The sequence below is a fragment of the Chryseobacterium sp. FR048 genome (assembly GCF_056844665.1).
This window is the reverse complement of sequence record NZ_JBXDSE010000014.1, coordinates 29,382-42,026: the sequence shown is the minus strand read 5'-3', so window position 1 is coordinate 42,026 and position 12,645 is coordinate 29,382. Positions and strand designations below refer to the sequence as shown.

8 protein-coding genes and 2 tRNA genes are annotated in these 12,645 nt (G+C 36.9%); 9 read left to right on the top strand and 1 reads right to left on the bottom strand.

Annotated elements, in window-relative coordinates:
* Positions 1-42: 42 nt before the first annotated feature.
* Complete coding sequence (locus AC106K_RS26510; protein WP_482448637.1) at positions 43-795, bottom strand: nitrilase-related carbon-nitrogen hydrolase; 753 nt, start codon at positions 793-795, stop codon at positions 43-45.
* A gap of 241 nt (positions 796-1,036) precedes the next feature.
* Here AC106K_RS26510 and AC106K_RS26505 point away from each other — a divergent pair, with 241 nt between their 5' ends.
* The 9 genes from AC106K_RS26505 (at position 1,037) to AC106K_RS26465 (ending at position 12,594) form a co-directional block, all read left to right on the top strand.
* Positions 1,037-1,477: a DUF6646 family protein gene (locus AC106K_RS26505; RefSeq protein ID WP_047097252.1), complete on the top strand. Its 441-nt coding sequence runs from the start codon at positions 1,037-1,039 to the stop codon at positions 1,475-1,477.
* Positions 1,478-1,583: 106 nt separating this feature from the next.
* The gene (rseP, locus tag AC106K_RS26500) at positions 1,584-3,065 is read left to right on the top strand and encodes an RIP metalloprotease RseP (protein ID WP_482448636.1); all 1,482 of its coding nucleotides are present in this window, start codon (positions 1,584-1,586) and stop codon (positions 3,063-3,065) included.
* Positions 3,066-3,145: 80 nt separating this feature from the next.
* Positions 3,146-3,219: transfer RNA gene (locus AC106K_RS26495), tRNA-Asn, on the top strand.
* A gap of 453 nt (positions 3,220-3,672) precedes the next feature.
* Positions 3,673-6,864: a S41 family peptidase gene (locus AC106K_RS26490; RefSeq protein WP_482448635.1), complete on the top strand. Its 3,192-nt coding sequence runs from the start codon at positions 3,673-3,675 to the stop codon at positions 6,862-6,864.
* Positions 6,865-6,966: 102 nt separating this feature from the next.
* A complete protein-coding gene (locus tag AC106K_RS26485) occupies positions 6,967-8,004 on the top strand; it encodes a hypothetical protein (RefSeq protein WP_482448634.1) in 1,038 nt (345 codons plus the stop codon).
* Between the two features lie 287 nt (positions 8,005-8,291).
* Positions 8,292-8,365 (top strand) — tRNA-Asn (locus AC106K_RS26480).
* Between the two features lie 245 nt (positions 8,366-8,610).
* A complete protein-coding gene (locus AC106K_RS26475; RefSeq protein ID WP_482448633.1) occupies positions 8,611-9,093 on the top strand; it encodes a hypothetical protein in 483 nt (160 codons plus the stop codon).
* Positions 9,094-9,213: 120 nt separating this feature from the next.
* On the top strand, positions 9,214-9,798 hold the full coding sequence (locus tag AC106K_RS26470; protein ID WP_482448632.1) for a hypothetical protein: 585 nt from the start codon (positions 9,214-9,216) through the stop codon (positions 9,796-9,798).
* Positions 9,799-10,062: 264 nt separating this feature from the next.
* On the top strand, positions 10,063-12,594 hold the full coding sequence (locus AC106K_RS26465) for a DUF5686 family protein (RefSeq protein WP_482448631.1): 2,532 nt from the start codon (positions 10,063-10,065) through the stop codon (positions 12,592-12,594).
* The last annotated feature ends 51 nt before the right edge of the window (positions 12,595-12,645 follow it).

Genomic DNA, 12,645 nt, shown 5'->3' with positions numbered 1-12,645 from the left:
GCTGGGTTTCAATGAAGCTCAGCCTTCATTTTTTGTCTATGTTTATAAATCGATGGAGAAATGATCTCTGTCATTCAGAAACTGGAAGTGGTTTCTAAAGTCCCTCAGCTCATCCAGATCTAATTCTGCTGTGATGATATTACCTTCTTTTTGAGAAATTTCCTTCCCGTCTGCAAAGAAACAGTGAGAGCTCTCCTGATACAGCAGATTATTTCCATCCGTTCCTATTCTGTTTAATCCGAAAACATAAGAAAGATTTTCGATTGCCCGTGCTTTTAAAAGATGTTCCCACGCTCCCACTCTTTTTTCGGGCCAATTGGCAACATATAATATTGCATCGTAATCATCATTATTTCTTGCAAAAACAGGAAAACGAAGATCATAGCAAACCTGAAGCAGGAATCGGATTCCATGATATTCAACGATTATTCTATCTTTTCCTGGGGTGTACACTTTATCTTCTCCTGAAAAGGAAAACAGGTGTCTCTTATCATAAAAATCGGTTGTACCCTCTGGTTGTACAAAATACATTCTGTTGTAAAAGTTCCCATTTTCTTCTACGGGAGCGCTTCCGCAAAAAGCTGCATTTTTTTCTTTTGAAAGTTTTTTCAAAAACTCCAGTGATTCTTGATTCTTGTCTGAAACTTCGGCAGCATCCATACAGAAACCTGTTGAAAACATCTCGGGAAGAAGGAACAGATCTGCCTCTACCTTATGGAATTCTTTTTCTATGATGTTAAAATTTTCAGTCTTATTTTTCCAGATAATATCCAAATTAAGTCCTGCAATTTTCATTTTTTTGTTTTTTAAAGTTATTTCAATAATCCTATGTATAAAAATACGGCTTTTATCATTACCAAAGAAAAACTTAAGTGAAAGAACGGATAAAGAATAGTGACAAATTCTAAGCTAAGGTGCAGAGATTCAAAATTCTTAAAAACTATTAAAGTCTTTTATTTTCGAAGGGTTGATCTTGTTTCGGTTTCATTTTTGATGGAGATAATTTTTATTAAAATCATTAAAAATTAAAAAATTTATGAAGAAATTGGTTTTTATGGTGATGATATTCTTTTTTGGAACGATGGCCAATGCTCAGGCTTATACCGGGAAAGGAGATCATAAAGTACAGCTGGGTCTGAGTGCCTGGGGATACGGAACAGGTATCACAGGAACTTATGATTACGGAATCAACAAGCTTATCTCAGTGGGAGCAGGGATCAATGGCTATTTTGACAATTATAAAAACAATGATAAGGATAATCGTGTTTTTGTTTTCGGAAGGCTGAATTTTCACCTGCAGGACGCTCTGAATCTTCCTCCAAAATTGGATATTTACCCAGGGGTAGATCTTGGAGTTCTTGGTAAGGACTTCGGAATAGGGGCTCATATTGGGGCACGCTACTTCTTTACAGACAAAATAGGGGTCTTTGCAGAGGTGGGTAACAACGGAAGCCTTGGTGTTTCATTCAATTTATAATCAAAACGTCTTTAAATATGACAAAGCTTCTCGTTTCGAGAGGCTTTTTTATTTGGCATAGTTTTGATAATTGTTACCTTTGCAAATTAAAATCTAAAATTTATTAATGGAAATAGCAATCAAACTCTTCCAGTTCATTCTGAGTATCTCTATACTTGTAGTTCTTCATGAGCTTGGACACTTCCTGCCAGCAATATGGTTCAAAACCAGAGCAGAAAAGTTCTTCCTGTTTTTTGATCCTTACTTCTCCATATTTTCTATGAAGAAGATTAACGGAAAATGGAAGTACAAGTTCTTTTCTCAGAATCTGCCTGATACTGAAGTGACAGAGGTAAACGGAAAAAAGGAAGAAGTTCCTATCGATATATCAAAACTTCCAGAAGATGACTGGAGAAAACATCCGGAGCAAACCAAATATGGTATTGGATGGCTTCCTTTCGGAGGTTATGTGAAAATTGCCGGAATGGTGGATGAAAGTATGGACACTGCCCAAATGAAAAAGCCTGCAGAGCCATGGGAGTTCAGATCTAAACCGGCATGGCAGAGACTGATCATCATGCTAGGTGGGGTTACGGTAAACTTTTTCCTGGCTTGGATTATCTACGGATGTCTTTCGTACTTCAACGGGGAATCTTCATTTGAGACTTCAAAGGTAGATGCTCCTATGCACTATACTCAGGTTGCCAAAGCAATGGGCTTTGAAGATGGTGATAAAATCTTAAAAGTAGACGGAAAAGTTCAGAACAGCTTAGATAAGCTTTCACTGGATATTTTGCTAAGTGACCAGATCACTGTTTTAAGAAACGGAAAAGAAGTAACCTTCAATACCAACGATGATGGAAAAGCACTTGCCTTCCGTGATGACAACCCGAGAGCATTCCTTACCCCGAGATATGCAGCCATAATAGATACGATTGTGAATCCTAAAACAGCTGCTGCCGGTCTAAAAGTTGGTGATCAGGTAGTTTCTGTAAACGGACAGAAGATCAATTATTATGACGAGCTACAGGGTACGGTAATAAAAAATGCAGGAAAAACATTAGATGTTGATGTTTTAAGATCCGGAGCTATACAACCACTTAAGCTTGAAGTTTCTAAAGAAGGAACTTTAGGAATCAGTTCTTATAAGCAACTGGAAAAATATGCAACGACAAAGCATTTTACATTTGCTGAATCTATTGGGAGAGGATTTACGAGAAGTATAGAAAGTTTAACGTATCAGATTAAACAGTTCAAACTTGTATTCAACAAGAAAGTACAGGGATACAAAAAGGTAGGTGGTCCTCTTGCGATCATCAAAAATATGCCTGTGGAAAAATCGAAAAGCGGGGCTGTTTCTATTAACTGGACCATGTTCTGGAGCTTTACAGCAATGTTCTCTGTATGGTTGGCATTCCTGAACCTTATTCCTATCCCGGGACTTGACGGTGGCCACGTTTTGTTTACCTTGTATGAAATGATCGTAGGGAAACCTGTTCCTCAAAAAGTATTGGAAAACGCTCAGATGGTGGGAGTTATCTTCCTTCTAGGCTTAATGCTACTGATTTTCGGAAGCGATATTTTCAAAGCAATCACAGGAAGCTTGTAATTTTTTTGAAAATTTTTCTAAAAATATTTGTAGGGTATAAATATTCGTCCTATATTTGCACCACTTAAAACAAAGGACATTCCTCCTTAGCTCAGTTGGTTAGAGCATCTGACTGTTAATCAGAGGGTCGCTGGTTCGAGCCCAGCAGGAGGAGCAAAAAAGACCTACAGAAATGTAGGTCTTTTTTTATGCTTAAAAATTGATTGATACCTTATCAGAACTCGTCGACAACAAAATTTCACGAATTGTCTCCCACTCATTTTCACCAATATACTTTACCAATTGCTATTGATGGCTAATTAAATACAAGCTACAGGTCTTTAATTTTGTATTTCCATATCTAAACCTAACAGGTTTTGGAAATCTGTTAGGTTTACCCGTATTTCTCAGTTGTTTACAGGCATCTATCTTCCTTTTCTTTTGTCATTCTCTAAAAAATAAGATATTTGTAGTTATTATTGAGTTATATGTTAGAACCCCTTATTTGAGATGATCAATTTCACTGTTAAAGAGAAAAAATTGTCTTTTTAAGCACTTCACATATAACTTATACATCAAAAAGCAATCAAACCAGCTTTAAAGTATTGCCTAAATATCGAATTAATCCATGAAAAAAACTATTATTTCATTATTGACAGCCTTTGCTATTATACAGGTATCAGCACAGGAAAAGTCTTATTTTTTATCAACACCTTCCCTGAGCCCTGATGGCAAAACAGCTTATTTCGCTTACGACGGAGATCTATGGAAAGCCGATTCTAATGGAGGAAATGCCTCAAGAATAACAGCCCTGGATGGGGAAGAAATCAATCCCCGTATTTCTCCTGACGGGAAATGGCTTGCATTCAGTTCCAATCAATACGGAAACTATGATGTATATGTAATGCCGGCAGAAGGAGGAACGATCAAGCAACTTACCTTCCATACCGGAAAAGATGAAATGGAAAGCTGGGGATGGGACAGTAAAACCATTTATTTTACCTCAAGCAGAAATAATAATTTCGGAAGTTTTAAAACGACAATTGAAGGAAAAACTCCACAAAAGCTTTTCAACAATTATTTTAACAATACCAATGGCCTTGTAGAAACTCCAGCCGGAGAATATCTTTTCACAAGTTCTTCAGAAAGCGCCAACCAGGTACACCGTAAACGCTACAAAGGAGAAAATAATCCTGATATTTTAGGCTATAATCCAAAGAACAGTGCCTTTAAGCAGTACACCAACTATGAGGGCAAAGATTTTAACCCAAGTGTAGATAAAAACGGGACTATTTATTTTATTTCGGATGAAAATAATAATGAATACAATCTTTACAAAATAGAAAACGGTAAAAAGACAGCTTTAACTCAATTTGATACTTCCATAAAAAAGCCTTTTGTAGCTGCAAACGGATCTAAAGTAATATTTGAAAAGGATTATCAGCTGTATGTGTATGATGTAGCTTCCAAAAGCACCAAAGTCCTTAACACCAGCCTCAACACGAATAAAACACTGGAAAAGGAACAGAATTTCAGCGTAGAAAACAATATTTCTTATTATGATGTTTCTCCTGACGGCAAAAAAATGGCTTTTGTAAGCCGCGGTGTGCTGTTTGTTTCGGATATTGAAGGGAAGTTTACCCAACAGATTTCTGATGGAAAGGAACGGGTAATGGATGTGAAATGGCTGAAAGACAACCGTACCTTAATTTTCAGCCAGACCTACAAAGGGTATCAAAACTGGTTTACGATTTCTGCAGATGGAAAAGGCCAACTGAAACAATTGACCCAGGACCTTCGCAATAACCGAAACATCACGCTCAATAGTGATCTTACAAAAGCAGTATATTTAAGCGGTCGTGATGAAGTAAGATTAATGGATTTAACCAACTTCAATTCCACAACGATCGTAAAAGATGAAATCTGGGCTTTCCAAAATTCAAAACCTTCTTTTTCGCCCAACAACGAGTATGTATTATTCTCGGCAAAAAGGAATTTCGAACTGGATATTTTCGTTTATAACATCAAAAAAGGCCAGACCATCAACCTTACCAATACCGGAGTTTCTGAAGAAGATCCTTATTGGTCTCCTAATGGCAAATACATTTATTTTACCAGCGACAGAACCAATCCGTCTTATCCTTTAGGCTTACAAAAATCCAATATTTACCGCATGGCGCTGGATTGGTTTGATGAGCCTTATAAGTCTGAAAAATTCGACAGCCTTTTCGTTGAAGAAAAAAAGGAAGCCAAGCCGGACAAAGCTGAAAAAGATAAAAAGGACAGCAAAGACAAAAAAGAAGACAATAAGGAGAACAAGGATAAGAAAGAGGAAAACAAGGAACCTGTCATCAAAGAACTGAAAGTAAATCCGGAAAACACACTGGAAAGAATTGAGTTGGTGACAGACCGATATGGTTATCAGGATGATCCTGTAGTTTTTGCAAGTGATAAGAAGGAAATTCTATTTTTCAATTCGAATCAGGATAATGGAAAAAAACAGCTGTTTAAAAAAGTGTTCGCTGATTTTGAGCCTGCCAAGTCTGAAAAAGTTTTTGATAAAGCCGCTTATAATATCAGCAAAGTCGATAAGAACGTTTTTGCCATTATAGAAGGTAATATCTACAAAATGGCCCTGGAAACCACAAAACCGGAAAAAATAAATATTCAATATACATTCAATAAGGATCTGGCATCTGAATTCACCCAGATGTATGATGAAGCCTGGACGGGTGTGGAGGAAAACTTCTACGATGAAAAATTCCACGGAATCAACTGGAAAGCAAAGAAAGAGCAGTATGCCAAGTATCTGCCTTATGTAAACAACAGAAACGATCTTCGAATCCTGCTTAATGATCTTTTAGGTGAGCTTAATTCTTCTCATATCGGGTTTTCGTCAGCCGGAAAGGAAGAAAGTACTTACCTGAGCTATTTTACCAATGAAACCGGAATTGTCTTTAAAAAAGATGAACCTTATACCGTAGAAAGTATTGTAAGGAAATCCCCGGCGTTCCGTTCCGGAGTTGACATTAAGCCAGGAGACCAGCTTATTGCAGTTAACGGAAAAAATATTGACTCCCGTGAAAACATTGAAACGTATTTCACCACTCCTAAAAAACAGGATGAACTTATTCTTACCTTAAATCGTAGTGGAAAGAATATCACTACCAAAGTACACCCTATCTCTAACCCAGAATTGAAAGGACTGCTTTATGACAACTGGATCTACAACAACCGCCAACGTGTAAACAAACTGAGCAATAACCGCATTGCCTATTCTTATATGAAGAATATGTCTACTGATGAGCTGGACCGCTTCCTTCTGGATATGGTGGAGCAGGAAAATCAGAAAGATGCTGTCATTCTCGACTTACGCTATAATACAGGTGGAAATGTTCATGATAAAGTATTAAATTTCCTTTCTCAAAGGCCTTATCTACAATGGAAATACCGTGAAGGAAAAATGACTGCGCAGCCTAACTTCGCTCCTTCCGGAAAGCCAATTGTTCTTCTGATTAACGAAGCTTCACTGAGTGACGCTGAAATGACAGCCGCAGGTTTCAAGGCCCTGAAATTAGGAAAAATTATTGGCCAGGATACCTATCGATGGATTATCTTCACATCCGGAAAAAGTCTTGTAGACGGGTCTTATTACAGACTTCCTGCATGGGGAACTTATACTCTGGACGGGCAGAATCTGGAGAAAACCGGGGTAAAACCGGACATCTACGTCAAAAATACCTTCGTAGACCGACAGCTGGACAATGATCCTCAACTGGAAAGGGCTGTTCAGGAAATTATGAAAGATTTAAAGAAATAAAAAAACAAGGCTTACAGAAATGTAGGCCTTGTTTTGTATAGACTGCCTACCTATTAATTATCAGGTCATTAAATATTCTTTATATTAGCAATAAAAATCAGCATGAAAAGAATATTATTCGGAATGCTCATCTTTTGTTGCCTGATTATTTCTTCCCTGAATCTTCAAGCGCAAAATAATAATCTCGATATAGAGCGTATACAATACCTCCACACTTTAAAAAAGCACCTGAATAAGGTATGGCCAACGTTCGGATCCTCTGAATACACTGCTGATATTGCTTATTTTACTCCTACAAAAACCTTCATAACAGGCAGACCCATTTCAGAAACATTAAAAAAACACCCAATAAAAACTTACAGAAGGGGAAATATTTTGATTGAAGAAACAGAACGTCTGGACACGCTCGCATTTCATATGTTTACAGCTTATGAAAATACAGACAGCAGCAAACTATGGTATCATTATCCTGTTATTCTCTGTAGTGATTATGATACAACCCGTAAGCATATTGAAGATATTACCAATACCCAAACCTGGGCAACAGTCATTTTACATGAGTATTTTCATGGCTTTCAGTTCCGTCATCCGGAGTTCATCCGATATGCTAATGATTCAATAACTGTCAGCATAACGAGACTGCAATCTTATTATGATCATTATTCATGGTTCAAAGAAAGCATAGACAAAGAAAATCAAATTTTATTAGAATGCTTAGCCAGTAAAAACATACAAAAGACAAAAGCTCTTTTTAAGGTCTATAAAATGCAAAGAGCTCAGAGATTATCAAGATTCTCCCAGACTGAGAAATTCGATCTCACACATCAGGAAGAATTTCTGGAAAAAATGGAAGGAAGCACAAGGTATATTGAGTACCAACTCTACCTTCTTTTTAAAAATATACCAACCAATAAGGAACTTATGAGTATTGATAAGCAGTATGATCCTTCAGCTTTCAAAACATTTAAACTGGTAGATAAACCCTGGATGTACAACAGCAATTCTATTCGCTATTTTTATTCTACAGGCTTCAATATGATGCGATTACTGGATCAGTTAAAAATTAAATACAAGGAACGTTTTTTTGATGACAACAAGATTACCCCATACAAATTATTAGAACAAAAGCTATCTGATTAATTTTTTTATAAAGACCAATCTCTCTGTTGTAAACGAACCATAAGCAGATTTATATCTAAAAATAACCCCAAAATGCAAACCTTCGCCACATGATAATGATTTTCCCTAAAATTTTCAATCACATTTCTACCGCTTATTTGAAAATATTGAGAATTGAATTAAAAAAAAATCAAAATATTTCTTATTGAAATTCAATACATTTCTTAAAATCCGCCATGAATAAAGCAAAAAAACTTGCTTGGTACGGATATTCATATTATATTTGCACCACTTAAAACAAAGGACATTCCTCCTTAGCTCAGTTGGTTAGAGCATCTGACTGTTAATCAGAGGGTCGCTGGTTCGAGCCCAGCAGGAGGAGCAAAAAAGACTTACAGAAATGTAGGTCTTTTTTTATGCTTAAAAAATCCTTTTTTGAAGAGACTCTCAAACGTTGAAAACCAACACATAGACATTAATTATAAAGCTCAATAATTCAACCCATTTTTATCTTTCAATATTTTATTGCAAATTTTTAATTACCTTAGTCGTTGACTAAAAGCCACTTAAGGAAGTATATGTAAAACAGCTTTTCAATACGATGCCTTAGCACAACACAGCATTAAAATGGGAATAAGATATAATTGGAAGAAAAGCACATTTTCAAACACTTACAAAATATACCTAGCCACCAAACCAATTGGTATCATCCGCAGACGTATTTTTTCTTTAAACGCTGCTTCAGAAATAAACAATAAGAAATATTCTTTCAGGCAGAAAAGTTTTCTAAAAAAGGAAGCTGAAATATTCAACAGCCAAAATCAAGTAATCGGAACCATTCAGTACCGTTTTTGGGGAAATAAAGCCATTATAAAAACCGAAAAAGACTCATTTGTGTGGCAGTATACTAATATACGGTACTCAAGGTGGGAAATACAGAATGGGAATAATTCCGGAATACGCTATTCAAGCATCGATAATTCTATTGAGTCTGATATAAATGATGATTTACAGGTTTTAATCGGACTTCATCTATTCAATTACAACCGCCAAGGTGCAACTATTATGATGATTGTCTTATTTATTCTTTTGTTTCTGGTCATACGATAAAAACATAGAGTCTGATTTGTGCTTAAGGTTTAAAAAAAATTATAGAGAAACACTTATCAACATTTTAAAATTCAGCTTAATTTAAAATTGAGTCATTAAAATCTAAAAACAACTTACATTTTGAAATCTATAACAAAAGCAAAAATATTTGACTTCATCATCTTATCTTTCAGATGGTACCTGGCCTTCTACATGGTAGATTATGGCATCAGTAAAATGACTGGAAACCAGTTTGGACATCGAAGCGCCGAAATTCTAAATACTCCTTTAAAAGATGTAGGCAAATTCGATCTCGCATGGCAGCTTTTCAGCATGGATACTACTTTTGATATTGTTGTCGGTATCACTCAGATTCTAGGGGCAATTTTGATCGTCATCAACAGAACCGCTCTGGTGGGAGCCATATTATTACTTCCCATTCTTGGACAAATATTTCTGATCGATCTCGCATTCACAATGGATATGTTTGGAGCTTCCCTCCCCATCCGGCTGGCTTGTATGATCTTCGCCGACCTCCTCATTTTATTTTATTATAAAGACAGAATGATTTTGGTCTGGAATAATCTCATCCAAGGAATGACTACAAAATTCAAATACAAATGGTGGATCTTTATTCTTCTTCCCATTATTGGGTTTCTCACCGATTTTGTTTTTGGCCTGTTAACCTACCCTATAAAACTTCTGATAGCGTGGCTGATGAAATGAAAGTTGCCGCCTGTTATTTTGCGCTTTAATTTCAAGAAAAACACCATTGAATAATTCGTAAATAAGGTGACTTTTGATCTTATATTTAATTCACTGATTCTTATATTTTAAGCGCCAAAATTTCCTCTTTAAATTTCATAAACTGTAGTATTATTTTCGTTACATTTGCTCTTTTATTCCGAACAATAAAAATATTTTATTTTTTTATGTTTTTTTTAAATAAACTGCATACTTTTTGTTTGTGCTAATTGCCTGAAGAAACGAATGATGTTAAACAATAACTCTAAAAAACACTATTTTTTATTTTTCCTCCTGATCCTTGCCGGTTCTGCCTACGCTCAAAACCGTGTCAGCGGTAAGATTGTCGATGAAAAAACCAATAAAGAACTTAGTAAAGTTGACATTTTTATCAACAATAATACTAAGCCTACCCTTACCACCTCGTCTGGAAGCTTTAGCGTTCAGTCAGACAGCATTATTCATCAACTAAAATTTTCCAGAAAAAGCTATACTACCGAAACCTTGGAAATCACCCCTGAGACTGCCGAAAATATTTTCGTACAGCTTTCCCAGGCTAAAGTGAGCAACATCCAGGAAGTAGTTTTGCAGGCAGGAAAAACCAAATACAAAAACAAAAAAGAAAACCCGGCTTATGCGATCATGCAAAAGGTATGGGCTCAGAAAAGAAATAACGGATTGGATAAATTTGACACGTACTCGTTTAAAGAGTACGAAAAGACTCAATTTGATCTCAATAATCTGGACAGCGCATTCATGAAGAAAAAGATCTTCAATAAGCTGGATTTCATATTCAGCTATGCAGATTCTACAGCCAGCGGCAGACTGGGACTTCCTATCTTCCTGAATGAAGCCGTTTACGAAAATTACGGAAAGAATAGACCGGATAAAGACAGCAAAAGAACATTGGTCGCTCAGAAAACATCAGGATTTCAGGACAACCAGGTGATCACGGTTTCTGCAAAAAACCTATATCGGGACATCAATATTTACGACAATACCCTTAACTATTTTGATATAGGCTTCCAGAGTCCTGTGGGGACAGACGGGTTCAGCACCTATGATTACAGCCTGGTAGATACCATTTCCATCCGTGGCGAAAAAGCTTTTCAGATCAGGTATCAACCCAAAAGAAAAGATGTTCTTGCCTTTCAGGGTAATCTTTATATTGATACGGATACTTATGCCGTTTTAGGAGCTACTTTGAAATCGACTCAGAAGATCAATGTCAACTTTGTCAACAGTGTATATACTCAGCTTGAATACGACAATCCGGACGAAACAACTTTTCTTCCTAAAAAGCTGGTTACGGAATTTGAAATGAGCCCTTTTTCAAAAAAGAAAGGCTCTAAAAGCATTATTGCAAAGAGAACCGTAGATTACTCAGATTATCAGTTCAATAAGCCTCTTGATCCTAAGGTATTCAAAAGGACAGAGGCAGAATATGAGGATAAATTTACCGATAAGGATGAAGCCTATTGGACGAAAGCAAGACCCGACACTCTGTCGAAGGCGGAACAGGGAGTTTACCAAATGCTTGATCAGCTTCAGCAGACCCCAAAATTCAACAGAATGGTAAAACTGTTTGAAACTCTTGGTTCCCGTTACTACAATGCCTTTAAAGGGATTGATATTGGCCCTATTTTCTCCATATACGGAAGAAATGAAGTGGAAGGAGACAGGATAAGATTAGGGGCAAGATCCTACTTTGGCCTTAATGATCCTTGGAGAGTTCAGTTTTATACAGCATACGGATTTAAAGATCACCAGGTAAAATATGGTGTTGAAGCAAGATATATGTTCAACCGACTAAACCGTTTCATGATCGGAGCAGGAACCAGCAGGGACATTGTTCAGCTTGGCGGACAGCTTACATCAGGTGACGGAGTGGCCTCCCGCTCTCTTTCTTCCAGTACCTTCTTTGCCAGAGGAGAAAATATCTCTTTAAGTTCTGTCAATCAAACGAATGTTTTCGCAGCCATTGAGCCGTGGAAAAACTTCCAGATCAGGGTGGACGGAGTGATGCAGAGCATTAAATCTGCTATTCCTGAGAAATTCAACCTGATGTATTATCAGGATGGAAACCTGAGAAAAACAGTCAATGACTCTCATGTCACCATCAGCTTAATTGCAAAACCGGGAGCGAAGTTCTCACAAACCGGAATAGACCGTTATCAGGCAAGAAACCTCGCCCCAACCATTGTTTTGCGATATACCAGAGGGATAGAAGGGCTTTTCAACGCTGACTTCAATTATGACAAGCTTCAGTTCATGCTTTACAAGCCGTTTTTAATTGGAAATCTTGGAAAAATGGTTGTTAATTTTGAGGCAGGAAAGAACTTCAATACCGTACCATTGGCATTGCAGAATATCATTCCGGCCAATTTATCATATGGTTTAGCTCCTAATACATTTTCTCAGCTTAATTATTATGAGTTTGTTGCAGATGCTTATACGACTCTTCATCTGGAGCACCATTTCAACGGAAAGATCCTTTCTTATATTCCTTTGATCAAGAAACTAAAACTTAGGGAAGTAGCATTTATCAGAGGAGCTTACGGAACATTAAGTGATGCTTCTAAAGCTATCAATGTAGAAGGTTATAAATATTCGGCCCCAAGCGAGCAGATCTATTTTGAATATGGATTTGGGATTGAAAATATAGGAATCGGGAATCTTAGAATTTTCAGAGTAGACTTCAACTGGAGAGGAAATTATCTTGACAGACCGGACATATCCAAATTTGGAGTTAAGGCTGGTTTCCAGGTAGGATTCTAAAGAAAAAATATAATAAATAGAATCGGGGGGGGGGGGGGGGGGGGGGGGGGG